21 protein-coding genes are annotated in these 25,732 nt (G+C 67.2%); 9 read left to right on the top strand and 12 right to left on the bottom strand.

Annotated features, from left to right (window positions below; all coding sequences use genetic code 11):
* Window positions 1-20 precede the first annotated feature (20 nt).
* Complete coding sequence (locus LDO14_RS06585) at window positions 21-1,748, top strand: phospholipid carrier-dependent glycosyltransferase (protein WP_223994467.1); 1,728 nt, start codon at window positions 21-23, stop codon at window positions 1,746-1,748.
* A gap of 67 nt (window positions 1,749-1,815) precedes the next feature.
* The gene (locus LDO14_RS06580) at window positions 1,816-3,645 is read left to right on the top strand and encodes an AMP-dependent synthetase/ligase (protein WP_223994458.1); all 1,830 of its coding nucleotides are present in this window, start codon (window positions 1,816-1,818) and stop codon (window positions 3,643-3,645) included.
* On the opposite strand, the gene LDO14_RS06575 is transcribed toward LDO14_RS06580, so the two are convergent.
* The gene (locus tag LDO14_RS06575) at window positions 3,636-4,925 is read right to left on the bottom strand and encodes a TIGR01906 family membrane protein (protein ID WP_223994456.1); all 1,290 of its coding nucleotides are present in this window, start codon (window positions 4,923-4,925) and stop codon (window positions 3,636-3,638) included. The two genes, LDO14_RS06580 and LDO14_RS06575, sit on opposite strands and share 10 nt — an antisense overlap.
* A gap of 124 nt (window positions 4,926-5,049) precedes the next feature.
* Complete coding sequence (locus tag LDO14_RS06570) at window positions 5,050-6,042, bottom strand: stage II sporulation protein M (protein WP_186447784.1); 993 nt, start codon at window positions 6,040-6,042, stop codon at window positions 5,050-5,052.
* Window positions 6,043-6,130: 88 nt separating this feature from the next.
* On the opposite strand from LDO14_RS06570, the gene LDO14_RS06565 reads away from it, so the two are divergent.
* Entirely contained in the window at window positions 6,131-6,931 is an 801-nt protein-coding gene (locus tag LDO14_RS06565; RefSeq protein WP_056393501.1) for an RDD family protein, read from the top strand.
* Between the two features lies 1 nt (window position 6,932).
* On the opposite strand, the gene LDO14_RS06560 is transcribed toward LDO14_RS06565, so the two are convergent.
* The 4 genes from LDO14_RS06560 to LDO14_RS06545 all read right to left on the bottom strand — a co-directional run bounded on the left by LDO14_RS06560 (window position 6,933) and on the right by LDO14_RS06545 (window position 10,469).
* Window positions 6,933-8,171 carry an Ig-like domain-containing protein gene (locus tag LDO14_RS06560; protein ID WP_056393498.1) on the bottom strand — a complete coding sequence of 413 codons (1,239 nt, stop codon included), beginning with the start codon at window positions 8,169-8,171 and terminating at the stop codon, window positions 6,933-6,935.
* Between the two features lie 63 nt (window positions 8,172-8,234).
* Complete coding sequence (ahcY, locus tag LDO14_RS06555) at window positions 8,235-9,701, bottom strand: adenosylhomocysteinase (protein ID WP_134164539.1); 1,467 nt, start codon at window positions 9,699-9,701, stop codon at window positions 8,235-8,237.
* Between the two features lie 75 nt (window positions 9,702-9,776).
* Complete coding sequence (locus tag LDO14_RS06550) at window positions 9,777-10,004, bottom strand: hypothetical protein (RefSeq protein WP_018770151.1); 228 nt, start codon at window positions 10,002-10,004, stop codon at window positions 9,777-9,779.
* Between the two features lie 78 nt (window positions 10,005-10,082).
* Entirely contained in the window at window positions 10,083-10,469 is a 387-nt protein-coding gene (locus LDO14_RS06545; protein ID WP_026265913.1) for a DUF3499 domain-containing protein, read from the bottom strand.
* A gap of 117 nt (window positions 10,470-10,586) precedes the next feature.
* Here LDO14_RS06545 and LDO14_RS06540 point away from each other — a divergent pair, with 117 nt between their 5' ends.
* Window positions 10,587-11,099, top strand: coding sequence for a metallopeptidase family protein (locus LDO14_RS06540; protein WP_223994454.1), 513 nt, complete (start codon window positions 10,587-10,589; stop codon window positions 11,097-11,099).
* A 19-nt stretch (window positions 11,100-11,118) separates the two neighbouring features.
* Here the strand turns inward: LDO14_RS06540 and LDO14_RS06535 are convergent, their stop codons facing one another.
* Genes LDO14_RS06535 through LDO14_RS21560 form a run of 3 tightly spaced genes read right to left on the bottom strand, consistent with a single transcriptional unit; the run spans window position 11,119 to window position 16,767 of the window.
* A complete protein-coding gene (locus LDO14_RS06535; RefSeq protein ID WP_223994452.1) occupies window positions 11,119-12,843 on the bottom strand; it encodes a DUF5719 family protein in 1,725 nt (574 codons plus the stop codon).
* Window positions 12,836-16,204 carry a glycosyltransferase family 2 protein gene (locus LDO14_RS06530; RefSeq protein ID WP_223994450.1) on the bottom strand — a complete coding sequence of 1,123 codons (3,369 nt, stop codon included), beginning with the start codon at window positions 16,202-16,204 and terminating at the stop codon, window positions 12,836-12,838. The genes LDO14_RS06535 and LDO14_RS06530 overlap by 8 nt, the downstream gene beginning before the upstream one ends.
* A gap of 29 nt (window positions 16,205-16,233) precedes the next feature.
* Window positions 16,234-16,767, bottom strand: coding sequence for a WhiB family transcriptional regulator (locus tag LDO14_RS21560; RefSeq protein ID WP_018770156.1), 534 nt, complete (start codon window positions 16,765-16,767; stop codon window positions 16,234-16,236).
* A 392-nt stretch (window positions 16,768-17,159) separates the two neighbouring features.
* Here LDO14_RS21560 and LDO14_RS06520 point away from each other — a divergent pair, with 392 nt between their 5' ends.
* A complete protein-coding gene (locus LDO14_RS06520; RefSeq protein WP_018770157.1) occupies window positions 17,160-17,861 on the top strand; it encodes a TIGR03089 family protein in 702 nt (233 codons plus the stop codon).
* Window positions 17,862-17,875: 14 nt separating this feature from the next.
* On the opposite strand, the gene LDO14_RS06515 is transcribed toward LDO14_RS06520, so the two are convergent.
* Window positions 17,876-18,436 (bottom strand): GtrA family protein, encoded by a 561-nt coding sequence (locus LDO14_RS06515; protein WP_134164543.1) that lies wholly within the window; start codon window positions 18,434-18,436, stop codon window positions 17,876-17,878.
* 222 nt (window positions 18,437-18,658) lie between these two features.
* Here LDO14_RS06515 and LDO14_RS06510 point away from each other — a divergent pair, with 222 nt between their 5' ends.
* From LDO14_RS06510 to manA, 4 genes are all read left to right on the top strand, one after another.
* On the top strand, window positions 18,659-19,807 hold the full coding sequence (locus LDO14_RS06510) for a 5-(carboxyamino)imidazole ribonucleotide synthase (protein ID WP_263422501.1): 1,149 nt from the start codon (window positions 18,659-18,661) through the stop codon (window positions 19,805-19,807).
* Window positions 19,804-20,388, top strand: a complete 585-nt coding sequence (gene purE, locus LDO14_RS06505) for a 5-(carboxyamino)imidazole ribonucleotide mutase (RefSeq protein WP_223994446.1) — start codon at window positions 19,804-19,806, stop codon at window positions 20,386-20,388. The genes LDO14_RS06510 and purE overlap by 4 nt, the downstream gene beginning before the upstream one ends.
* A gap of 10 nt (window positions 20,389-20,398) precedes the next feature.
* Window positions 20,399-22,048 carry an LCP family protein gene (locus LDO14_RS06500; protein ID WP_223994444.1) on the top strand — a complete coding sequence of 550 codons (1,650 nt, stop codon included), beginning with the start codon at window positions 20,399-20,401 and terminating at the stop codon, window positions 22,046-22,048.
* Between the two features lie 81 nt (window positions 22,049-22,129).
* Window positions 22,130-23,374 (top strand): mannose-6-phosphate isomerase, class I, encoded by a 1,245-nt coding sequence (gene manA, locus LDO14_RS06495; RefSeq protein WP_223994442.1) that lies wholly within the window; start codon window positions 22,130-22,132, stop codon window positions 23,372-23,374.
* Window positions 23,375-23,452: 78 nt separating this feature from the next.
* Here the strand turns inward: manA and LDO14_RS06490 are convergent, their stop codons facing one another.
* Both LDO14_RS06490 and glpX read right to left on the bottom strand, forming a co-directional pair.
* Window positions 23,453-24,508 (bottom strand): peptidoglycan bridge formation glycyltransferase FemA/FemB family protein, encoded by a 1,056-nt coding sequence (locus tag LDO14_RS06490; protein ID WP_223994440.1) that lies wholly within the window; start codon window positions 24,506-24,508, stop codon window positions 23,453-23,455.
* A gap of 88 nt (window positions 24,509-24,596) precedes the next feature.
* Window positions 24,597-25,619, bottom strand: coding sequence for a class II fructose-bisphosphatase (gene glpX / locus LDO14_RS06485; protein WP_018770164.1), 1,023 nt, complete (start codon window positions 25,617-25,619; stop codon window positions 24,597-24,599).
* Window positions 25,620-25,732: the final 113 nt, after the last annotated feature.

The following is a 25,732-nucleotide window of genomic DNA, read 5'->3' as shown; positions in this document are numbered from 1 at the left end:
CCGCAGCCGCAAAAGGTAGCATGGGGCTCGTGACGCAGACCTCGACGCGGCCCACGGGGCCCGGGAAACCCAACGCCGCGGGATCCCCGGCCGAAGCCGGGGCAACCGGGACGGCACCCGGCGGCAAGGCCGCCCGCCCCTGGATCAGCCGGCCTGATGAGGCGTTCACGGTGGAGGCACTGCGGGCAAGGCTCATTGGTACCGGCATGTCCTGGCGGGATTATCCGCCGTCGCTCCGGCTGTGGTTCGTCCTGGTCCCGGTCCTGACGGCGGTGGCTGGCGGCCTCCTCCGGTTCATCCGCCTGGAAGTGCCGCACAAGCTGGTGTTCGACGAGACGTACTACGTCAAGGACGCCTACTCCTACCTCATGAGCGGCTATGAGCGCAGTTGGCCGGACAAGGCAAATGATTCCTTTAATGCCGGCAATCCGGACGTCCTGCTGAACACTCCCGAATACGTCGTCCATCCACCGGTGGGCAAGTGGATGATCGCGGCCGGGATGTGGCTGTTCGGGCCGGAGAATCCCTTTGGCTGGCGCTTCGCCGCAGCCCTCACCGGCACCCTCACGGTGCTGCTGGTGTCCTTGATCGCCCTGAAACTGTTCCGCTCGCTTCCGCTCGCGGGTGCCGCGGGGCTGCTCCTCGCCGTCGACGGCCACCACCTGGTGATGTCCAGGACGTCCTTGCTGGACATTTTCCTCACGTTCTGGATCCTTGCCGCGTTCGGCGCCCTGCTGATGGACCGCGACGACGGGCGCCGTCGCCTGGCGGCCCGGCTTGCCCATGCCGCCGCCACGAACGGCGGACAGCCCCCGGCCCGGGCGCTGCTGGCCGGACCGTGGCTGGGCGTGCGCTGGTGGCGGGTGGCCGCGGGGGTCTGCCTGGGCCTGGCCGTGGGCACCAAGTGGTCCGGCCTGTTCTTCCTGGCGGGCTTTGGCCTCCTGACCGTGCTGTGGGACCTCAACGCCCGGCGGGTGGCGGGCATCCGCGGCTGGATCAGCGGCGGCGTGATCCGGGACGGAATTCCCGCCTTCGCGGCCACCGTGCCCGTCGCAGCCATTGTCTACTCGGCTACCTGGACCGGCTGGTTCCTTTCGGCCAATGCCTACTACCGTCACTGGGCGGAGAGCAACCCGTCAGCGGAATGGGGCTGGCTGCCCGACTCCGTCCGGTCCCTTGTCCACTACCACCTGGAAGCGTACAAGTTCCACCAGGGCCTGAGCTCCGAGCACCCCTACCAGGCCAGCGCCTGGAGCTGGCTGGTGATGGGACGGCCGACGTCGTTCTTCTATGAATCCCCGCCCCAGGGCACCCCGGGCTGTGACGTGGAAAAGTGCACCTCCGCCATCCTGTCCGTCGGTAACCCGCTGATCTGGTGGGCAGCAGCCATCTCGCTGGTGGTCCTGCTGTTCTGGTGGGTGGGACGCCGGGACTGGCGCGCCGGGGCAGTGCTGGCCGGGGTGGGCGCGGGCTACCTGCCATGGTTCATGTATCCGGAGCGGACCATGTTCTACTTCTACGCGGTGTCCTTTGAGCCGTTCCTGGTCCTGGCCCTGGTGTACTGCCTGGGGCTGGTCCTGGGCCGGGCCACGGATCCGCCGTGGCGCCGTCGCTCCGGCATGTATCTGGTGGTCCTGTTCCTGGCGGCGGCGCTCCTGCTGTCGGCGTTTTTCTACCCGATCTGGACCGGCGAGGTCATCCCGTACGTCGACTGGAAGGTCCGGATGTGGATGCCATCCTGGATCTAGGGCAGGATGGCAACAGAGACCTGAAGGAGCCGCTGCCGCGGCATGGCAGCGGAAACGGAGACCTGCTGTGAGAGAAGCGAGCACGGAACTGCTGGTTGAGCTTGAGGCCAACAGCAACGTGACTGACCTGCTGCTGGAGCAGCACGCCGCCAACCCGGCCCACGCCCTGTACCGGCGGAAGGGCCCCAACGGCTGGGTGGATATCCCCGCGCAAAAATTCCTCCAGGACGTCAGCGCCCTGGCCAAGGGGCTCATCGCCGGGGGCCTGGAGCCCGGCGACACGGTGGCCGTGATGTCGCCCACCTCGTACGAATGGACCCTGGTGGACTTCGCCATCTGGTTCGCCGGCGGTGTGACGGTGCCCATCTACGAAACGTCCTCGGCCAGCCAGGTGGAGTGGATCATCCAGGACGCAGGGGTCCGCCGCGTCTTCGCCGGTGACCGGGCCACGGTGCAGCTGGTCAGCGGAGTGGTGGCCGGTTGCGCCGAGCTCAGCGACCGCCTGGTCAACGTGGTGCGGATGGATTACGACGGCGAGGCCCCGGACCTTGCCAGCCTCGCCGCTGCGGGCACCGGAGTCAGTGATGCTGAACTGGAGCGGCACCGCAGCCGCGCGGGGTTGGCCGACCTCGCCTCCCTGGTGTACACATCGGGCACCACGGGCAAGCCCAAAGGGTGCGAGATCACGCACGGGAATTTTGCCCTGGTGGCCAAGAACATCGTTGCGTTCCTGCCCGAGATCCTGCAGGAGGACCAGGCCCGCACCCTGATGTTCCTGCCGCTGGCCCACGTGCTGGCCCGCGCCGTCCAGGTGGTGTGCCTTGCCGCAGGGGCAACGCTGGGGCATACCCCCGGGGCCGCCCAGCTCCTCGAAGACCTCGGCACGTTCCGCCCCACCTTCCTGCTGGTGGTGCCGCGCATCTTCGAAAAGGTCAGGGCCACGGCCGCCCACAAGGCCGCTGTGGCAGGCAAGGGCAGGCTCTTCGACGCCGCAGCGGCTGCCGCCATCGAGTACTCACGCGAACAGGACCGGCACAGCCGCGGCGAGGGGCCTGGCCCGGGCCTGTTGAGCCGGATCAGGCACGGGATCTATGACCGGCTGGTCTACTCGCGGCTGCGCCAGGCGATGGGTGGCGAGGTGGGATACACCGTGTCCGGGGCCAGTCCCCTGGCTTCCGAGGACGCCCATTTCTTCCGTGGCGTAGGCATTCCCGTCCTGGAGGGGTATGGGCTGACCGAGACCACGGCGCCATGCACCGCGAATACGCCTTCCCGCACCAAAGTGGGAACGGTGGGCATTCCCATCCCGGGCACCACCATCCGGGTGGCCGAAGACGGCGAAATCCTGGTCAAGGGAATCGGTGTTTTCCGGGGCTACCATTCCAATCCGGAGGCTAACGCCGAGGCGTTCGTGGACGGATTCTTCCGTACCGGAGACCTCGGTGAACTCGACCAGGACGGTTTCCTTACCGTCACGGGACGCAAAAAGGACCTCCTGGTCACGGCCGGCGGCAAGAACGTGGCGCCCGGGCCGCTGGAGGAGAAGATCCGCAGCCACCAACTGGTGGCCCACGCCGTGGTGGTGGGCGACGGCAAACCGTTCGTGTCAGCCCTGCTGACCCTGGACCCGGAGGGCGTTGCCAACTGGCGGTCCGAACGGGGCCTTCCTCCCCTCCCCCTCAGCGAAGCCGCGAACGATCCCGCCGTCCTGGCTGCGGTGCAGGAGGCAGTGGACCTGGCCAACCGGATGGTGTCCAAAGCCGAATCGGTGCGCACGTTCAGGCTTCTGGACGCCGAGTTCAGCGTCGAGTCCGGGCACCTCACACCGTCCCTGAAGCTGAAGCGTTCCGCAGTGGTCCAGGAGTTTCAGGCGGAGATTGCCGGAATCTACGGCTGATCCGCCGTGGCCGGCCCCGTCTTGTCCCGGTCCGCCTTGTCCCGGTCCGCCGTGGCCGGCTTTGCCTGCTGCGCAATGCCGCGGCGGCGTCGCGTGGGCCAGGTGAGGACCATCGTCACAATGGATGCCAGGAGCACCAGGCCCGCGATGGCGATGCCGGCGTCGATCCAGAACTGGCTGGGGAACAGCCGGATCAGGGTGTCATCCAGGCTGAAGGTCCAGGATCCGGCGGCGAAGAAGACCCGGTGGAATTCGGTGAAGAACTGCTGCCAGCCCAGGGCCGCCAGCGTGCCGAGGCCCAGGATCAGTGCCAGCGTGATGATGGAACCGGCGAAGAGGCCGCGCCGGATCCCGCCGGTGCTGCGTTTGCGCAGGTACAGGATGGCGGTCAGCGCCAGGAGGAGCAGCAGTGCACCGGCACCAAAGGTGGACAGGATGACAACCTTGACGTCGGCCATGTGGCTGACTTCGCCGTCCTTGAAGAGCTTCTCGCCGCCGCGGTGCACCAGATCGCCCAGGTACCTGGGGCCCGCCCAGTTGCTCAGGTAGTCCACCGCATAGGAGCCGTACGTCATTCTGTCGTCGGTGTTGAAGCCGTATCCGTCACCGGGGAACCCGGGACGGTTGTACTCCACCCAGAGAAAAAGCGGGCTGGTCACCGCCCGGACGGCCAGGATCAGCAGGATTACCGGGTAGGTGATGGCCAGCAAAACCTGCATGACACGCGGTGCCACGGGTTTGGCGTTCGCGGCGCTTTCGCGCTGGGCGTTGCGGCGCTCCACTTCCTCCTCGGGCGGACGGACGTGCAGTGCTGACGTGGGAAGGGGTTCCTTGAAGACCGGCGAACCGGTGCCGGGCCCGGCCGCGGCGGAGCCCGCAGTGGAAGTGTGCTCCGCGGGCCTGCGGGAGGCGGCAGCTGGGGCTCCGGCGGTGGAGGAGCCGTTGGCGGAGGATCCGACGGCGGCTTCCGCGGCCTTGCGGTCGGCCCGGCTTCCTGGCTGGGCGGCCTTGCTTCCTGCCGCTGCCTGGTTCCGGCCGGCGTGAACGCCGGGCTCGTCGGGGCCGGTCCTATTGATGCCGGGCTTGTCGCCGGCTGGCTTTCCTCCGCCTGGCTTGCCAGCGGCAGGTTTGTCCCCGGCCGGTTCGTTCCCGGCCGGTTTGTCCCCGGCAGCGGGCGTCAGCCAGGAAAATGCGGGCTCGTCGGAGTCCCCGGACGTGTCCAGGAACGGCTCCGGCTGCGGCGTGGCGCTTTTGGCGCGGGCCGGTGTCTCGTCATTCACAGCAGCGTCACTTCCGTTGGGTTCCGCACCGGTCCCAGTCAGCCGGTGCGATTCATTCTGCAGTCGAGCCTACCGTCCGGAAGTTCCGCCGGGCGAGGAACCACCCCGGCAGGATTACAACGATTCAGGCAGCGATTTCCGTGTAGCCGGCATCCTCGCGGCGGAGGTCGCCGCGCTCCCCTGCAAGGCAGGCGCGCCTGCCCCACACCAGGACGTAGATCCAATACGCGCTGAGAACCGCCGCCCCGATTCCGATCCTGGCCCAGGCCGGCAGCGGGCTGGGGGTGACGAACCCTTCCACCAGGCCTGAGACGAACAGCACCACCACGAGCCCCAGGGCCACCGTAATCAGTGACCTGCCCTCTTCCGCGACGGCGCGGCCCCTGGTCCGTGGTCCGGGTGCGACCGTTGCCCAGAAGACCCGAAGGCCTGCTGCGGAGGCAACGAAGACGGCGGTGAGCTCCATGAGCCCGTGCGGCAGGATGTAACTGAAGAAGACGTCGGACTTGCCGGCAGACGCGAAGATGCCCGCCGCAATGCCCACTCCCTGGGCATTGCTGAACAGGATCATTGGCACCCACACACCGGTGATCCCCAGGGCCACGGCCTGTGCGCTGATCCAGGCATTGTTGGTCCAGACGGCACCGGCAAAGGACGCTGCCGGGTTCTCCGAGTAGTAATTGACGAAGTCCTCGTTCACGTACTGGGCGGCAGCGGCTTCCGAGGCCACGGCCCGGAGGGCTTCGGGGGACGTCCCGATCCAGATGGCGTACGCGGCAGCGATGAGCACGAAAGCGGTGCCGCAGGCCAGGGTCAGCCAGGTCAGCCGGTACAGGGCCGCCGGCAGGGCCACGACGAAGAACCGTGCAAGGTCAGCCAAGGCATTCGAGCGGGCGCCGGTGAAGCGGGTCCGTGCCTGGGCCAGCGTGGCCGAGAGGGACGCGGAGAGTCCGCTTTCCGGCGCCATGGAACGGACCAGCGACAGGTGGCCGGACGTGGACTGGTACAGCGCCAGCAATTCGTCGGCTTCGGCTCCGGTGAGCCTGCCCTTGCCGGCAAGCTTACGCAGGCGCGCCCACTTGTCCGCATTGACGGCGGCGAAGGCATCCATGTCCACGGCTACAGCCTAGCGCCCGGCATTAGAATTTGACCGTCTGCACCATGTGATCGTTCGAACCACCAGATGCGAAGGGCGGGGATGCAGTGTGAGCCCGATAATCACCGGCGAGGCAGTGGTGCTGGAGCTCCGGCCGGCGAGCTTCGCCGCCCGGGCCCTGGGCCTGTTTATCGACGCAATCGTCCACGTAGTCCTGCTGGTGCTGGTCATGATTGGCCTGTCGGCCGCAGGCGCGGACCTCGACGGGGCAGCCGCGCGGGCCCTGGGCCTGGCCGCCGTCGTGTTCTGCCTGGTGGTGGTGCCCGTGGCCGTCGAGACCCTGAGCCGGGGCCGGTCGCTGGGGAAGCTGGCCACGGGCCTGCGGGTGGTCCGTGAGGACGGCGGCGCCATCCGGTTCCGGCATGCGGTGATCCGCGGCCTGACCGGGTTCCTTGAGATCTATCTGACGTTCGGCGGCCTTGCCCTCGCCGTGGCGCTCTTCAACGACAAGTCCAGGCGGCTCGGCGACCTGCTCGCAGGCACCTATGCTGTCCGCAGCCGGGTACCTGCGGACCAGGCCCTCCGGGTCTTTGTTCCACCCCATCTGCAGTCGTGGGCTGCAGCGGCGGATATTGGCCGTATTCCGGATGCCACAGCCCGCAGGGCCGCCCAGTTTATCCGCCAGGCCGGCCGGATGGCACCGCTGTCCCGGGCGGGCATGGCGCAGGCCATCGCCGCTGAACTGTCCGCACACGTGGCTCCGCCCCCGCCTCCGGGCACGGGCGCCGATGACTATCTGGCCGCCGTCGTGGCTGAACGGCGGCAGAGGGAGTTCACCAGGCTGTCGCTGTCACACCGGCGGAACACGGAGATCGGGGAACGGCTGCAGCGTCTGCCGTTCTCCACCTGACCTAGTTGTCGTATTCGCTCCACGGGATATTCCAGTCGCCGAACCCGTCGGTATTTGCCGCGTAGTCACCCTCGGTGTTGATGATCTGGACCACGTCGCCGGTTCCCATGTTGTCGAACACCCACGCCGCCCCGTCGGGCAGGAAGCCGATGCACCCATGGGACACGTTGGCGTTCCCGATGTATGGAAAGGCCGATTCAAGGGCCTGGTGGATGTAGGCGCCGCTCAGGGTGAGACGGATGGTGTATTCGACGTCGGCCTCACCGTAGTAGGCAGGATCGTCGGGCTTCAGCCCGATGCTTGCCGCCCTGAAGTGGTCAAAGCGGTTCTTCTCCATAAGCACTGCGTATCCCTTTGCCGAGGGGAAGCGCTTATCCCCCATGCTGACGGGCAGGGTCTTGACGGGCTGGTCGTTGACGCTGAGCGTGAAGGTATGCGCGGTGGCATCGGCGACGGCCACCTTCTTGTCTCCGATCGAGACATTCACCTTTTTGTTGAAGTTCGCGATTTGGCCGTTGCCCAGGTCAACCCCGAAGAGCTGCATGTCCATGGTGACGGTGGAGTTCGCTGCCCAGAAGTTCTCCGCCCGGTACCGGACCATGGTGTCGCTGTACCAATGGAATGCTCCGGCCTGTCCCGCCGTCGTGGTGATCTTGATGGCCTTTTCCACGGCGGCGCGGTTGGTCACGGGTTCGCTGAAGATGATCTGCAGGGGCTGCCCCACGCCCACCTTCATGCCGTTCAGCGGGTAGACGGCGGCGTCGGCCTCGTGGGAGCTTGTCACCGTGTTGAAGGACTGCGTGGTGCTGGTCTCGCGTCCGGCGGCGTCCTTGACCACGTAGGTGTAGCTGTACTCGGTGTTGAATTCCAGGGGCCCGGTGGCGGACCACGCCGTCCCACTGGCATCGATGCTGCCATCAATGGTCTTCCCCGCCGTACTGGCGAGCGTGACGCGCTGGATGGTCCCGTTGCCCACTTTCAGGGACACCGGGGCCGCAGGGTTCACCTGCTTTGCACCGTTGGCCGGCGCCGCGTCGAAAGTCACGGGCGGAACAACGGGGGAAGCGATGCCCGGCGATGTCCGCAGTGCGGAGCCTGCTTCGGATTCAAGCGGGCCGCCGGCAAGGCCCGGGGCGACGGCGGCGAAAACCCCGCCCAGGGCAGCCAGGACACACACGGCTGCCACGGCAAGGATTTTCTTGGCAGTCCCCCGCCGGCGGGGCTTTACATCAGGCTCCATGTTTCGATCCTAGGTGCAGAAAATAACGGCCCGGGCGCTCGATGGCGCCCGGGCCCTTACGTCTCAGTAACGATAGTGCTCGGGCTTGTACGGACCGGCGACGTCGATGTCCAGGTATTCCGCCTGGTCCTTGGTCAGTTCCGTAAGTTCAACGCCCAGGGCGTCCAGGTGCAGCCGGGCCACCTTTTCGTCCAGGACCTTGGGCAGCACGTAAACCTTGTTCTCATACTCGTGCTGGTCCCGCTTGGTCCACAGCTCGATCTGCGCAATGGTTTGGTTTGCGAACGAGTTGCTCATCACGAAAGACGGATGGCCGGTTGCGTTGCCAAGGTTGAGCAGGCGGCCCTCGGACAGGACGATAATGGAGCGCTCCGCCGCCGTGCCTTCCTCAAAGACCCATTCGTGGACCTGGGGCTTGATTTCGACCTTTTTGACGCCGGGGATGCGGGCCAGGCCGGCGATGTCGATTTCGTTGTCGAAGTGGCCGATGTTGCCCACAATGGCCTTGTTCTTCATGCCGGTCATGTGCTCGGCCATGATGACGTCTTTGTTGCCCGTGGTGGTAATGAAGATGTCGCCCTGGGCCAGGACGGATTCCAGCTTGGCCACCTGGTAGCCGTCCATGGCCGCCTGCAGCGCGCAGATGGGGTCGATCTCGGTGACAATGACGCGTGAACCCTGGCCGCGCAGCGCCTCGGCCGCGCCCTTGCCCACGTCGCCGTAACCGCAGACGACAGCGACCTTTCCGCCCATGAGCACATCCGTGGCCCGGTTGATGCCGTCGGGCAGCGAGTGGCGGATGCCGTACTTGTTGTCGAACTTGCTCTTGGTGACGGAGTCGTTGACGTTGATGGCCGGGAAGAGCAGCTTGCCCTGGTCAGCCAGTTGGTAGAGGCGGTGGACACCGGTAGTGGTCTCCTCGCTGACGCCCCTGATCGTGGCTGCCGTTCGGGTCCACTTCTGCGGGTCCGCGGCAAGCGAGCGGCGCAGCACGTCCAGGAAGATGCCGTATTCCTCGGAATCCTCGGCATCGGCGGACGGCACGTTGCCGATGGCCTCGAACTCGACACCCTTGTGGACCAGCATGGTGGCGTCGCCGCCGTCGTCCAGGATCATGTTCGGACCCAACTCGGGGTTGGACTCGGCACCGGGCCAGGTGAGGATCTGCTCGGCGGTCCACCAGTATTCCTCAAGGGTCTCGCCCTTCCAGGCGAACACGGGTACTCCCTTGGGGTCCTCAACGGTACCCTTGCCCACCACCACGGCCGCGGCGGCCTCGTCCTGGGTGGAGAAGATGTTGCAGGAGGCCCAGCGGACCTCGGCGCCCAGCGCGGTAAGGGTCTCGATCAGCACCGCGGTCTGCACCGTCATGTGCAGGGAACCGGCGATCCGGGCACCCTTGAGCGGCTGGGTGGGGCCGAACTCCTCGCGGAGGGACATCAGGCCGGGCATTTCGTGCTCCGCCAGGCGGATCTGGTGGCGGCCGGCTTCCGCCAGGGAGATGTCGGCAACTTTGTAGTCAAAAGTCATGGGTGGTCCTTTGCTTGGTCCGGGTCCTGGTCCAGTCCCCGTTCTGCTGTTTCTGTGCGGGCGGATACAGGTGAACTAGAGCCCTGCCGCGGCGTGATCGTGCTGGTCCGAACCTGCCGATGCTGCTGCAGCCAGCAGTTCCGGAGGCAGCAGCAGCGGGATCCCGTCTTCGATGGCGTACCGGTTCCTGATCCCCGTATCCCCGGCGGCAGTGGCCACCAGTTCTTCGCCCTCCTGGACCAGCGGCGAGCCGGTCACGGGGCAACGCAGGACGGACAACAGCTCGGGACTGATCTTAGGCATTTGTTCATGCTCCCTGGCGGGCGCGCTCGCGCCGGTAGCGGAAAGATGTGCAGCTTCCAGCGTACCGCCAGATGGAGGTCAGGAAGGTTCCCGGAGGACCCGCAGGTGCCCCCGGCGTACCCCTTCGGCGCCCGCAGGAGCTTCAAGGGCGGAATGGTGGCCGCGCTGGGCGCTTGGCTGGGCTTCCGGGGGGAGGGCAGCGGCGTCCCGTACGGCGTTGGCGAGCGCCAAAAGGTCATCCGGCCCTGGCTGCTGGGGGGTCGACGGCATGGCCAGGCGCAGCACTTCCCAGCCGCGGGGAACGGTCAACGAGTCAGCGTGTTGCTCGCAGAGGTCGTAGCAGTGCGGCTCCGCATACGTGGCCAGCGGACCCAGGACTGCGGTGGAGTCTGCATACACGTACGTCAGGGTGGCTACCGCCGACTGGCGGCAGGCTGACCTTGAACACTGACGGATAGCTCCCACGACATCACAGACTACCCCTTGGCTGCGCAAAAACCGCGCATTGGCGCACGGGCCGACGCGTCTCCGCAGCCACAGGGATGTATCGCGTAAATCCTCCCCCGGGTTTAGAGTCGATGTATGCAGTCATCGAACCATGAATCAGGCTTTTCGGTCCGGTTGGCTGACCCGGATGCCAGCACGGCAACGGGCGTGGAGACTGCCGGCAGGAGCTTCTTCAGGCGGCGCCGGAACCGCCACGGGCGTGGCCTTCGCGGTGAGGTGATGCTGCCCACGCACCCCGGATACCGGACGCGTGCCGACCGCTTTGACGACATGGTGCTGGATTCAGCCCAGCGGCTGCACGATATTTGGGGCAAAACACTGGACGGCGTGCGCTTTGGTGTGGACGAGATCCCGCCGGACCTTGAGCAGCTGGCCGCCCATGCCGCCACACCGCCGATGGGTTCCTACACACCCGCTTCCGGTGATGACGGGCCCATGATTACGGTGTACCGGCGGGTTGTGGAGCAGGCCTGCTCCAGCGTGGATGAGCTCCAGGACCTGGTCCACGATGTGGTGGTGGAACACACGGCCGAGATGCTCGGCGTGGCTCCGGAGACCTTGGATCCCGTGTACCGCCGCCGCTATTGATAACGGCAGCCGGGAACCTTTAGTAGCCCAGCGTGACCGGGACTGTTTCCCGCCCGGCCGCAGCAGCCAGGAAAGCCAGGGAGGAAACATCGTTCCGGCCGTCCTGTCCCACGAGCACCGCTCCATAGGCTGCGCCGCCTGACGCGGACACGACATAGCCCACGACGTCGGCCCCGTCGGCCTGTGCCGGAATGCTGATGGAGGCGGTTGTCCCCCCGGCAATGTCCGCCGTGGCCGCCGGCCGCACCTTTCCATCAGCCGTGATGGGTGCGTAAGTGATGGTGGCCCGGGCGTCCAGGGCGCCGAAAACCAGCTGGCGAAGTCCTCCCTTGGGAACGGGAACCACGTGCTGGCTGCCGAGCCGCACGGCGGACGCCGCCCATGCCACGTCCAGGGGCTGCCCCGCCTGGAGGCCGCGGCCCATGCGTGCTGCCGCAACGAAGGACACGTCGGATGAGGCCGCGACGGTGTACTGGCCGGCAGGAACCCCGGCCAGGGATACTTCCGTGGTTGACCCGGCTTTCGCGGTGATAACACCGCCGGAGGGAAGCGCATGTTGGCCGTCCCGACCGTACAGCTTGATCTCCACCACGGCGTCGGAAGCGCCGGGCACGGTCAGCTCCAGGGCGGGGCCCGCGTCCCGGTACCCCGGCTGCCCGGTCAGTGCAGCGACACCGGCCGGATCCTGGATGTCCACCCCCGTCATTACCTGGCGGACTGCGGGCGCAGCCCCCGGGCTAATGAAATCCACGCCGCCCGGGGCAAGGCCGCGCAGGACACTTTGCTGGATTGACGCGGCAACCGGGCCACCGGCGCTGCGGACATGCACGCTGAGCTGGGACTCGTTGGGCGCCAGCCCTGCGAGGACTACGCTGCGCGTGGTGCCGGGGGCAACCAGCAGTCCGCGGCTGCCCGGAGCCTGGATCTGACCGCCCGCCCCGAACAGCTCCAGGCTCACAGTGGCAGGAGTGCTGGAGGCGTTGGTCAGCGCCAGCACGGAGGTGCGGCCAAGCGTGGTGGCGGCACCTGCAAGCCACTGGTCGTTGGAGGGTTGCGCGCACGTCGCCGCGGCACTGCCCTGGAGGTCGCCGTCGCTGGCGGTGTACTTCATGGCACCCGCAGCCGATGCGTTCTGGTTTGCCAGGGCGTTGGCACTGAGGACATTGACCTGGTCCACCGCGCGGTCGGCAACTACTCCGGCAAGGAGCTCCTGGGGAGTGCCGGCAGTGGGCGCCGCGCCGGGGTCCTTGGCGATTTCGACGGCGGCCGTTCCGTCCAGTCCTGACAGCCGGCTCCCCGGCAGCACGCCGCCCGCGCCAAGCACAGCGGCGCTGACCCTGGTTGCGGCCGTGGCTGACTCGGGCCGGAACTGGGCGTCAGTGCCCGCGTCGGTGCCTTCCAGCAGCCGCGCAGGCCCGGGGCAGACTCCGACGCTGGCTCCTGCGGGAACAGCGGCTTCCGCGGCCGGCACAGTCCGGCTGGTTTCCGGATGCGGCGTCAATGACCCCGCGGCCACCACGGCACCGGTGCCGGCAAGGATGAGGACGCCTGCCGCCACTCCGGCCGCGGATGCTGCGCGGCCCTTGGCGCCGGGCAGCCGGGTAGCGCCGCGGCCGGATGCCTTCCTGCCTGTCCCGGTCCCGGTCCGCTCCGGGGCCGGCTTTTCGCCTGCGGCCGGCTGCTTGGTTGCGGGCTGCGTTCCGGCATCGGACTGCGCCGTGGCCGGTGGGGTGTGGTCATGCATGTTGGTGTTCCTTACGCAAGGAGCCCTCGTCACGGGAGAGGCCGGTCCGCGGCCGTCGGGCCGGCATGGGGATGGCAAGGATGACTGTCAGTCCGATCACCGTGATCTGGGCGGCGGCAGTCCAGAAGGACCACGGGTTTTCGTACCGGACGGTAAGCCGGCCTCCCGATGCCGGAAGGGTAAACGCCTGGGACCAGCCTGAGGTGGTGGAGGTCAGCTTCCGCCCATCGAGCCAGGCAGTCCACCCGGGATCAGCGCGTTCGGCAAGCACCACCAAACGGCCTTCGGCACCTGCCGGGACTGCGGCGTCGACCTCATCAGTTCCGGATGCCACCAGCGCCGTGGCCGCGCCGCGGGGATCGACAATGCGGACACGGTGGGCAACATCGGCGGCCTGGATGACCGGCTGGTTCAGCGGGCTGATGCGCCACAGCCAGCCAACGTCGGTCTGTCCCACGGCCACCAGGCCGGGAACTGCATCCATCCGGCTGGCGGTCAGCTGGGCTGCGGTGTCCGCGGAGCGGAGCACCACGAATCCGACACCGAGTTGTTCCAGGTCCGTCCGCGGGTCCACGCCCTGCCCGGCAACCAGGGTGGCTGCAACGCGTCGAAGAGCAGCGGTGACGTCGTCGTCGCCACGTACCTCTTCCGCGCCGGGAGCGCCAATGATGTTCCGTGCGGAGGCGATGGCAGACAAGCTGTCCAGGGTGGTGCCGCTCCCGCGCATCAGGGATGCATTGAAGGTACCGTCGTCGCCGGTACGGAGCAGGAGGGTTCGTGTCTGCTCGGGTCCGATCCCCCTGTCAATGGCGGTGGCGGGAAGGGACCGTCCGGCAGTGGCTTCCACCAGCCGCGGCGCGCCCAGGGCTCCCCCGGCCCCGGGAGGGGCTGGGCTGGTGGCATCTCCCAGCGTGGCCACTGAAGGCGCGGCCGTTGCTCCGGCCGGGCGCAGCAGGTTTTGCGCGGACCAGGCGGCCATTCCGGCCAACGGTCCTGCCAGCAGTACCACCAGGCCCAGTGCCAGGCCGGCGCGTGTCGCAGTCCGGGTCTTGGCCCCGGTACCGGAAGCCCGTGCCGCAGCGGACAGCAACTGCTCGGCTCCGAGGAGGGCTGCCGCGAGGAGGGCAAAGGACGCGGCAGACACTGCCGGTCCGGTGAAGGGCGTTACTAGGACGTCCTCGTTCAGGCCCGTGGCAACGTGGCTGGCCAGCCATCCACTGGCAAGGAAGATCACCGCGGCAACCCAGAACCATCTGGCAGTCCCGGCACGCCGCCCGGGGCCCAGGAGACCCACTACGGCAAGGACCAGCACGGGCACGGCGACCAGCAGTGCCAGCAGCAGGGCCCACGGCATCGGTCCGCCCGCGAAGGCCGCCAGCCCCTGTATGCCGGCAGCAGGGTCGAATGACAGGGGCTGGCCCAGGATCTGCTGCCAGAGTGGGGCAGCGTCGAATCCCAGCGGGAGTCCGGGGTCGGCCAGGAGTGCCCTCGGCCGGTCAAGCGTCGACAACGCGAAGGGGACAAACAAGGCCGCACTGGGCAACAGCGCCCACCACACTGTCCGCCCGCGCCGTCCCAGCAGGACCCCGCAGAGCACGATGACCGCGGCCGCAGGGACAAGCAAAGAGGGCGCCGACGCCGTTGTGACCGCCAGCGCAAGGCCGGCAGCTGCGGCGGCCGTCCATGAGGGCACCCCGTTGATGCCCGCCTTGGCCGGCGGCAGTTCGGCCGGCCGGTCGTCAAGGGCTGACGCGGGGTTGAAACGGCCGTGGCCTACCGCCGAGCCGGTAGCGCGCAGCAGGCCCAGGACCACCAGCGGCAGCATGATGTGCGCGATCAACGCACCGGCGCGGCCCTGGTTCAGTGCCACCTGGAGTGCTGGAGCAGCAGCCCAAAAGATGGCCGCCACGAACCTGAGCCGGCGGCGCACTGTGACCCCGCCCGCGGCGAACCACGCGGTGAGTCCGGACAGCGGGGCCCCGAGCAGGAGCAGCCACGCCATGGCGGGGTTGGCGTCACCTCCGCCGAGGACGCCGATGATCCAGAGCACGTAGTCAAAGGGATCGCCGTGCCCCGGGAGTCCCGCCCCCAGGCTGATCCACCAGCTCGAGGCATGGTGCCAGATATCGCCCAATTGGGCGGAGACAGGAATCAGGGCGCCCCCGGTTACGGCCCCCGCGCGGAACAGCCCCGCCAGGGCCAGGAGCGAGGCGACCGCCGCAATAATGACGGCAGCCAGGGCGCCGTTACCCACCCATCCGCGTTTGCTGGTGGCCAGGGCGGCGAAATCGTCCGCGGCATCGCCGGTTGGCTGGTGCGCGAGCGGATCCTGCACGAGGTGGTCTGCGCCCGACCCGTCGGATCCCAGGGCCTCCATCAACGACCTGCGGTGGCTCCACACCTCGCGTCGGGGCGTTTGGAGCTTGCGGATCACGGACCGGCGGATGCGCCGTGTGCGTTTGGCTGTCCGCCGGGCCCTCGCCACGGCCCCGGGCCGGCCAAGGGCAGCGCAAGTGGCAAGGAGTTGGGAAATGCCGTGGCCGGGATCCTTGACCACAACGCTCAGGACAAGTTTGAAGAGGCTGCCCAGCAGTGCACCGATGCCGTGGAGGGGCACCATCCAGAGCGGGCTGTGCTTCAGGCGCAGGTGGACCTGCGCTTTCCGGGCTGCGGACGGGTTTCCAAGGGCGTGCGGGCGGTGCGCCACATGGAACATGCGGGCTGCGGGGACCACCACGACGCGGTGGCCTGCCAGCCGGTTACGCCAGCAGAAGTCGACGTCATCGCCGCTGCCGGGCAGGGCGGGATCGAAACCGCCCAGGTGTTCCCAGATGTCCCGCCGGACAAGCATGCCTGCGGAGTTGACGGCGAAGGTATCAGTGCGGCCGTCGTACTGGCCCTGGTCCATTTCGTCAGCGTCGATCAGGGTAAGCCGCTCCGCCCACCGGCTGGTGGACAAACCCACATCCATCAACTTCCGCGGCGAATGCCAGTCCAGCTGTTTGCAGCCGGCAACAGTCACTGAAGGCGCACGCTCCACGGCGCCCAGGAGTTCAGCCAAGGCCTCTGGGGCGGGCGCGGCGTCGTCGTGCAACAGCCAGACCCACTCCGTACCCGGACCGTCGACAGTTGCCTCGAAGGGCGCCAGCGCGCCAAGCGCGGCGGAGACGGCGGCGCCCATACCGCCCTTGCCCCGGGGGTGGCTGACAGTGGCGGCCTCCCCCAAGGCTTCCTGAAGGAGGCTGTGCGAGTCGTCGCGGGATCCGGTGTCCACGCCAATGGCGCGGTCCACGGGCCTGGTCTGGGCCGCCAGGGCCGAAAGGGTTCTGGGCAGATAGGCACTGCCGTTGTGGGCGACCACAACGGCAGTGACATGGACATCCTGAAGAATTAGATTGCTCGCTTCCTTAGCCGCCGGCGCTCACGCTCGGAAAGGCCTCCCCAGATGCCGAACCGTTCGTCATTGGCCAGCGCATACTCCAGGCACTGGGACCTGACGTTGCAGGCACCACAGACCTTCTTCGCATCGCGGGTGGAGCCGCCCTTTTCCGGGAAGAATGCTTCCGGATCCGTCTGGGCGCACAATGCGTCCGTCTGCCAGCCAAGTTCGCCCTCGTCGTCGAAGTCCTGCTGGAGCGGAAGTCCAATCCATACCGGCTGGGCGGTACCGGGCGCTGCCAGCTCCATGGGCGGATCCAGGTCGTCTTCCGGCTCGGCGCCGCCGTCAAGGAGGGCCTCGTGTGCCGCAAGGAACGCGGTGGCCTGGTCCTCGAGGATGCTGCCGGAATTCCTGTTGTACCGCTCTGCGGCATCAGGATCGGCGGGGTCAACATACCAATCACTCGGCACCCCCCGCGCACGGTATTTTGCCGTTGCCTGACCGGCCACGACGGCATCTTCCTGGATACGCTCTGCTTGCCCCACGGCGACCCTCCTGATGTTTCAGCCACTGCCTGGATACGTGGACACTCGGTTGTGTGCCGGTATTTACGCAATTGCTTTAGTTACCTAATTACACGTGTGTAACTAGGGCGAGTCAAGCCGTTGCCGGGATAATAGACAGTCCAACCTGGGAAGTTTGCGCACGCCACGCCCGGGATTTCCATTCACCCGGGCGTGGCGGATGCCGCGGGGTGCCGACAAGGGCCAAACAGGCCGCAAATTCTCCGGATCCGCGGGGAAAATACCCGGTCCCCGCCGAAATAGCAAGCACGCTTAGCAGTGTGTGTGATTATTATCACCCTGGGAGCCGGCAGGAAACTGCCGCCAGGAAATGGGCACCGCCGGGAGACCCGGGAAGGTGGCAGGATGAAGCCATGACGACAATCCCCGCCATAGACCTGATGGGTACCCTTCGCTCCGGAAATTCCACGGCACCCCGCCTGACCTGGTACGGGCCCGACTCGGAACGGGTGGAACTGTCGGGACGGGTCTTGGACAACTGGGTGGCCAAGACCAGCAACCTGTTGCAGGACGAGCTGGATGCGGAGCCGGGCATGCGCCTGCGGCTCGCGCTGCCGGCCCATTGGAAGGCTTTGGTCTGGGCCCTGGCCGGGTGGCAGCTTGGACTGGAAACCGTGCTCGACGGCGGCCCGGCAGATTTCCTGGCCACGGACGATCCCGCCGGCGCCGGGGAACAGGACGACGCCGTTATTGCAGTTGCGCTACCCGCCCTGGCCATGCGCTGGACCGGGGAGCTTCCCGCCGGCTGCCTTGACTACGCCGCGGAGGTGCGGTCCCACGGGGATGTGTTCATGCCGCACGCCGACCCGGATCCTTCAGCCTGCGCGCTCCGGACGCACGATGGGCGAACCATCCTGCACAGCGAACTGACCAGCAGTTTCGCCCTGCCGCACTCGGAAGGAGCCAGGGTGCATGTTGCTGCAGACCAGGGACTGGAATCCGCGTTGGCCAACGCGCTGGGGGCCTGGCGGCAGGGCGGCTCCGTGGTGCTGACCCATCCTGACGTGGCGCTTACCGACAAACTGCTCGCAGACGAACGGATCCACGGCAGTTAATCAGGTTGCACAGCCTAGGCCTGCGGACCGCCGTCGGCCGGGGTGGGAGCCGGGCGTTCAGCGGCATGTGCGTGCTCCCTGTGCGGGTGGGCTTCGATGATCTCGTGGTCGTGGGAGAACTCCGGCTCCTGGTCCAGTTCCTCGTTGAACACCAGGAAGCGGTACGCGAAGAAGCGGACCACCGTGGCGACCAGGATGCCGGCCACACCCGCCAGGAACAGCAGGTTCTTGTCGTCGATGCCCATCCAGTATTTGGCCAGTGCCGTGAATCCGGTGGAGATACCGATGCCAATGCCATTGATGATGGCGAACATGACAAATTCGCGGAGGATGTTGGCCTGGCGGCGGTGACGGAACGTCCAGAAACGGTTCGCCACCCATGAGAAGACGGTAGCGACAGTGGCACCCACAAAGCGGGCCTTCGCCTCGCTGTCCGACATGGGACCGTGCATCAGGTAATACGTCAGCCCGTTGTCGATGACGAACGCCACACCGCCCACCGCACCAAATTTGGCCACCTCGCGCCAGAAGAGTGAGGCGAGTCCCCGGATACGATCTGAAAGTGCGCTAAACATGACCCTCCATGGCCGTCCGAACTGTGGGCCACACGGCCAAATGCCCATTTTAGCCCCCAAAGCCTTGAGCATGTGTTGCCGGCCAGCAGACCGGGTAGCCCAGCGGCGTAAAATCTGCGTCCCCCGCCGGGCGGGAAAAGCGGGATCGGGCCCCTCTTCGGTAGGCTGGCAGATGTGACTTTCCCAGTGATAGGCGTGGTTGGCGGCGGCCAGCTCGCGCGAATGATGGCCCCTGCCGCTACCGCACTCGGCTTTGAACTCCGCGTCCTGGCCGAGGGCGACGACGTTTCCGCAGTGTCGGCCGTACCGGCCACGCCGGTGGGCGATTACAAGGACCTGCAGACGCTCCTGGAATTTTCCAAGGGCCTGGACGTGATGACGTTCGACCACGAGCACGTGCCGACGGACCACCTTCGAGCCCTCCTGGAGGCCGGAGTCAACGTCCAGCCCGGACCGGACGCCCTGGTCCATGCCCAGGACAAACTGGTCATGCGTGCCGCCATCGACCGGCTGGAACTGCCTAACCCGGCTTGGGCGTCGGTCGCGGACGTGGACGCGCTGGTCCGCTTCGGCGACCAAACCGGTTGGCCTGTCGTGTTGAAGACCCCACGGGGCGGCTACGACGGCAAGGGGGTCCGGATCGTGGGCTCAGCAGACGAGGCCGCTGAAGCCGCGGACTGGTTTGCCGCCATGAGTCCCCTGCTGGCAGAGGCGAAAGTCGAGTTCACCCGCGAGCTCTCCGCCCTCGTGGCACGCACGCCCGACGGCGAGGCACGGGCCTGGCCGGTGGTCCACACCATCCAGGTGGACGGTGTCTGCGACGAGGTGATTGCTCCCGCGCTGGACATTCCGCTGGAGGTTGCTGCCGCCGCGGAGGACGCCGCCCTGCGCATCGCCGCCGAGTTGGATGTGACCGGCGTCCTTGCCGTGGAACTCTTCGAAACACCGGGCAGCGGCGCCGGATTCCTTATCAACGAGCTGGCCATGCGTCCGCACAACACCGGCCACTGGACCCAGGACGGTTCAATTACCAGCCAGTTCGAACAACATCTTCGCGCCGTCCTGAACCTGCCCCTGGGCGCCACCGATGCGCTGGCGCCCGTCGCGGTCATGAAGAACTTCCTGGGCGGGGACAACCAGGACCTGTACTCCGCCTACCCCATGGCTCTTGCCGCCGAGCCGGCCGCCAAAATCCACTGCTACGGCAAATCAGTGCGGCCCGGACGTAAGATCGGCCACGTCAACCTGCTGGGATCGTCAACCGCGGAAGTCGACGCGGTGCGCCGGCGGGCCACGGCCGTGGCAGGCATCATCCGTGATGGACGGGTTGGCACCGAAGAACCTTCCGCAATATTCGAGGAGAATGCATGAGCGCCGAAGCAACCACAGCCGCCGGTTCCGGCGCTGGTCCCCTGGTGGGGCTGGTCATGGGCTCCGACTCGGACTGGCCCGTCATGGAGGCTGCGGCCGACGCCCTGGCCGAGTTCGGCATCCCCTTTGAAGCGGACGTCGTATCGGCCCACCGGATGCCCACCGAGATGATCCGGTACGGCCAGACCGCCCACGAACGCGGCCTGCGGGTCATCATTGCCGGCGCAGGCGGCGCCGCCCACCTGCCGGGCATGCTCGCCAGCGTCACGCCGCTGCCCGTGATCGGCGTTCCCGTTCCCCTGAAGACCCTTGACGGAATGGACTCCCTGCTGTCCATCGTCCAGATGCCGGCCGGCGTGCCGGTTGCCACGGTATCCATCGCAGGGGCGCGGAACGCCGGGCTCCTGGCCGTACGGATGCTGGCCTCCGGCACAGATGAGCTTGCCTCTTCATTGCGGGCGGACCTCCTGGATTTCGCCGCCGACCTCAACGCCGTCGCCTCCCGCAAGGGGGCCAGCCTGCGGCAAAAAGTCAGCGAAGTCTTCCCCGGCGACTCAAGCGCTCTCCGGGGCAGCCGTTAGGGCGGCGGGCATGGCCAGCAGCAGCAGCGTGCTCCACACCGGCTCCGGCGCCTCCATGACGGACCCGGTACGCTATCCGGTCAGTGCTTCCCCCGCGGTCCGTACCAAGCGTGCGTTCGTGCTGGTCCTGTTGACGCTCCTGGTACCGGGCAGCGCGCAACTCGTCGCCGGGGACCGGAAGCTGGGGCGGACTGCCCTGCGCGTAACGCTCTGCGTGTGGGCGCTCCTGGTACTGACAGTGGCCATGCTGCTGCTCAACCGGAGCCTGGTCATCAATATCCTCACCAACCCGATCACGTCGATGGCGCTGGTGGTCCTGCTGTCGGCGCTGGCGCTCGGCTGGGCCTTCCTCTTCCTGAACACCCTCCGGCTCATCCGGCCTGTCCTGCTGGCTCCGCGGGCGCGTCCCGCCGTCGGCATCGCCCTGGTGCTCGCGCTGGTGATGGGAAGCGGCTCTCTGGGCTACGCCGCCTACCTGCTGAACGTGGGCCGCAACGCCATCGGCAACATCTTTTCCTCCGGCCCGGCCATGGAGCCCGTGGACGGACGCTACAACTTCCTCATGATGGGCGGCGACGCCGGCGACGACCGCACCGGACGCCGGCCGGACAGCCTCTCCATCCTGAGCGTGGACGCCCAGACGGGGCAGACCGCCATCATTTCGGTCCCCCGGAATTTCCAGAATGCACAGTTCAGCGCCGGCTCCCCCATGCGCGCCCTCTACCCTGACGGGTACAACTGCGGCGACGAATGCCTGATCAACGCCATCAATACCGAGGTCACCAACGAACACGCCGACCTCTACCCCGGCGTGGCAGACCCCGGCGCCCAGGCCACCATGGAGGCCGTTTCCGGCACCCTGGGCATGCAGATCCAGGCCTACGTCCTGGTTGACATGGAGGGCTTCTCGACGCTCATCGACGCCATGGGGGGTATCCGGATCAAAGCCGGGGGCTGGGTTCCCATGAGCGGCTATTTCGACGAGGCCACCAAGACCCACGGCATGCCGCTGGGATGGATCCCCGCCGGAGACCAGACGCTCAACGGCGCCCAGGCACTCTGGTACGGGCGCTCCCGCGAGTACGTGGACGACTATTCCCGCATCCAGCGCCAGCAGTGCGTACAGCAGGCCATGTTGAAGCAGCTGGATCCGGCCACCCTGCTGTCCAAGTTCGAGGACATCGCCCGGGCCGGAACAAAGGTGGTGGAGTCCAACATCTCCTCCGCCCAGCTGGGCAGTTTCCTGGACCTCGCCATCAAGGCGAAGGGCAAGGACGTCAAGCGGCTCACCATCGGACCGCCCGACTTCGACCCCTCGTTCTCCACCAACCCTGACTTCGACCAGATCCATGAGCGCGTGGACCAGCTGCTGGCATCAGCATCCGCCAAGGGTGCCCAGTCGGCCGGAATTCCCGACGACGGGATCACGGTTCCCCAGGCCGGCGCCGGCCACGTCCAGGCGGGCGGGGCCGTCCCCGCCAGTCTGCCCGCCGCGGGCAATGCCGCCCAGCAGCCCTCGCCGTCGGACTTCACCCCCGTGACCACGACGCCCGACGGGGAGCCGATCACCGAGGAGATGCTGACCCAGCTCAAGCTCGCGGGCGACGAAGAGGCCATCCGCCAACTCGTGGCGACCAACGGACAGTGCGCCCCGCTGTAACCTTCAGCCCCATCGGGCCAAACACCCAGTGCCCAGCCATCAGGGCCACACATCTGCCCACCCATAAGGAACGGAACGGTTTTGTACGAGATTGAGAACGTCCTCCGGGACTACGCCTGGGGTTCGACGACGGCCATCGCCTCGCTGCTGGGCCGTCCCGAGTCAGGGCGCCCGGAGGCCGAGCTGTGGATCGGGGCACACCCTGACTCTCCCTCGGTGGCCCACCTGCCCGAGGACGGGTCCCGGAGCCCGCTCGATGCCCTCATCTCCTCTGACCCTGAGCATTTCCTGGGCGCTGAATCCGTCTCCGCGTTCGGCCCCCGGCTGCCGTTCCTGGCCAAGCTCCTGGCGGCAGCCCAGCCGCTCTCGCTCCAGGTCCACCCGAGCCTGGAACAGGCGCGGGAGGGGTTTGCGCGCGAAAACGAGGCCGGGATCGATCCCCATGCCGCCCACCGGAACTACAGGGATGACAACCACAAGCCGGAGATGATCCTGGCACTCACGCCTTTCGAGGCGCTGTGCGGGTTCCGGCCGGCTGCGGAGGCCCGGAAGATTTTGCAGCACGTTGCGGCTGCCTTCCATGGCGGCGGACAGGCGCCGGAGCTGCTCCGGGCCCTTCTTGACGACCTCGACGGTCCGGATGAGGGTGCGGCGCTCCGCCGGGCCTTCGAACGGCTGATCACGGGCGGCACGGACGTGGCAGAGGAAACGGCCCTGGTGGTGGCAGCCCTGGTGTCCGGGGCTCCGCTTGAGCCATACCAGGCAGAGCTGGGTACCGCCATCAGCCTCAACGAAAAGTACCCCGGCGATCCCGGCGTCCTGATTTCGCTGCTGCTGAACAGGATCTCACTGAAGCCGGGCCAGGCGGTCTACCTTCCTGCCGGGAACGTGCACGCGTACCTGCACGGGCTGGGCGTGGAGGTCATGGCTTCCTCGGACAACGTCCTGCGCGGCGGCCTGACGCCCAAGCACGTGGATGTGCCCGAACTCCTGCGCACCATCGACTTCCATCCCGTGGCCGTGCCGATGCTGGACGCCGAAAAGACGGTGCTGGACCAGGACATCTTCCGCCCGCCGTTCCGGGAATTCCAGCTGCAGCGCATCGAACTGGGCCCTGACGCCGGTCCCGTTCCACTGGCCCAGGCCGGACCGGCCGTGATCATCGTGGTGGCAGGTGACGTGTACCTCGACTCCCCCAAGGGGGACCTGCAGCTGTCGCGCGGCGGCAGCGCATTCATCGCCGCTGCGGAAGCTCCGGTCAACGTCCACCGGGCGGCAGGCAGCGACGGCACGGCGCTGGCATTCGCGGTGACCACCGGTCTTTAGCAGGGCCGCGCCGGCAACAACAAAGGGCGACGGCGGCACCCACCCGGGTGCCGCCGTCGCCCTCCTGTCATAGTGCGGTCAGCTGGCCGGCCGCAGCTTCCGGACCAGGGGCACGACACGGCCAGCTGCGGTCTTCACCAGCCGGCGCCCCTGCTGGAGGCCCTTGCGGGCCAGCGGCATGGCTGTGGCGTATGCGGGGTAGAACGGCGACAGCGGCCTGTCCCAGGTGCCCAGCAGCATGTTTTCGTGTTTGGCGAACTGCTTCTTGAAGTCGGAAATGCCGTCGTTGAGCAGGCCGTTGAAGTCGTACCGGCTGCAGCCGTCCCCGCGCATGGACTGCAGGGCCGCCCACTTCACGCCGTAGTTCACGCGCTGCTTCTGCCCCTCGGCAGAGACCCCGCCGTAGAGCTCGAACGCGGTGGCACCGCTGCGGGACAACCACGTGAAGGCAAGCATCTGCTCGCCGTCGAACGCGGCGATGATCGGTGAGGCGTCGCCGAGGTTGCGGAAGATGTCGCGGTAGTACTGGTCTTCGTGGATCCCGAAGCCCGCCCGTGCCGCAGTGTCGTGGTAAATGGCCAGCACCTGTTCCAGCTCGGAGTCGTTCTTGACCTTGCGGAATTCCACGTCGCTTCGCATGGCCTTGCGGATGTTCGCACGTGTGGACTTGGACATCTCCGCCATCAGTTCGTCGTCGGAACGGGTGAGGTCCAGGATGAGCGTGCGCGGGATGAGCACGGTGTTGGCGGACTCGCGGAAGCCGGCGGCCGCGACGGCGCCGGCAAAACCTGAGTCGCGGTCCCAGTCGGGTTCGATGCTGAGGGCCACGCCGCGGTGGCGGAGGGCAGCGTGCTCGGCCAGCCGGTTCAGGACCACCTGGGCGTTCTCCACGGAGCACATGGGACCGCGCGGAATGTAGACCAGCGCCCGGAAGGGGATGGGAAGCCTGCGGACCAGCAACTGGGCGCAGCCAATGGTTTCCTCGCCGGCCTTGACCAGGACCCTGTCCACGGACCAGCCGTGCGTTGCCTTGGTCTCGCCCCAGCCCCACAGCTGTTGCGGATGCCCCTGGAACCGGTCGACGTATTCGTCCCAAAGGGCGCGGTCAGTACAGGGCACAACAGCAGGAATCATGGCTTAAACCCTATACCAAGGCATTAACGGCAAAGCCCCGGTGCGCACGCGGCGCCCCGGGGCCCTGACATCCTGCAGTGGCTGCGGATCAGCTCTTGCGGGCGTAGCCTTCCCACTTGTCGGCGCGGTGCTCGCCATCGACGAAACGGATGGTGCCGGACTTGGAACGCATGACGATGGACTGGGTGAGGACCTTGTCCTTGGAGTAGCGGACGCCCTTCAGAAGGTCACCGTCGGTAATGCCGGTGGCGGCGAAGTAGCAGTTGTCGCTGGAGACCAGGTCGTTGGTGGAAAGCACGCGGTCGAGGTCGTGGCCGGCGTCGATTGCCTTCTGCTTTTCCTCGTCGCTGGTGGGCCACAGCCGGCCCTGGATGACGCCGCCCAGGGACTTGATGGCGCAGGCAGCCACGATGCCTTCCGGGGTGCCGCCGATGCCCATCAGCGCATCCACGCCGGTGCCGGAGCGGGCCGCGGCAATGGCGCCGGCGACGTCGCCGTCCATGATGAACTTGGTGCGTGCACCGGCCTCGCGGATTTCCTCCACCAGCGGCTTGTGGCGGTCGCGGTCAAGGATCATCACGTTGAGCTGGTTAACCTTCACGCCCTTGGCCTTGGCGATCAGGTGCAGGTTCTGCTTGACCGGCAGGCGCAGGTCCACCATGTCCGCGGCCTCGGGACCGGTGACGAGCTTTTCCATGTAGAACACGGCAGAGGGATCGAACATGGAGCCACGCTCGGCTACGGCAAGGACGGCCAGGGCGTTGTTGATGCCCAGTGCAGTCAGCCGCGTTCCGTCGATGGGATCAACGGCCACGTCGCATTCGGGGCCGGTGCCGTCGCCGACGCGTTCACCGTTGAACAGCATGGGGGCTTCGTCTTTTTCGCCCTCGCCGATCACCACAACACCGTTGAAGTGGACGGTCTGCAGGAAGGAACGCATGGCGTCGACGGCTGCGCCGTCGGCGGTGTTCTTGTCGCCGAAACCCACCCAGTGGCCGCCGGCAATGGCCGCGGCCTCGGTGACGCGGACAAGCTCAAGGGCGAGGTTGCGGTCCGGCTCGTCGTGGCCCACCGCAAGGGACGATGAAATCGTGGAGTACTTCTGGGTCATGGACGCTGGTGACACGTGAACCTCTTCTTCGAGTGGCGATCATTGAACCCGCCCGCCGGTGCAGCAGGACGGTGATTCCTCTGCTATCGATCATAGTCGCGGCACCGCGCCGA

Origin of the sequence: Arthrobacter sp. NicSoilB11, from assembly GCF_019977375.1 — a bacterium.
Taxonomy (GTDB): Bacteria; Actinomycetota; Actinomycetes; order Actinomycetales; family Micrococcaceae; genus Arthrobacter.
The sequence above is the reverse complement of the archived record's forward strand: the minus strand, read 5'-3'. Positions and strand labels throughout refer to the sequence as shown.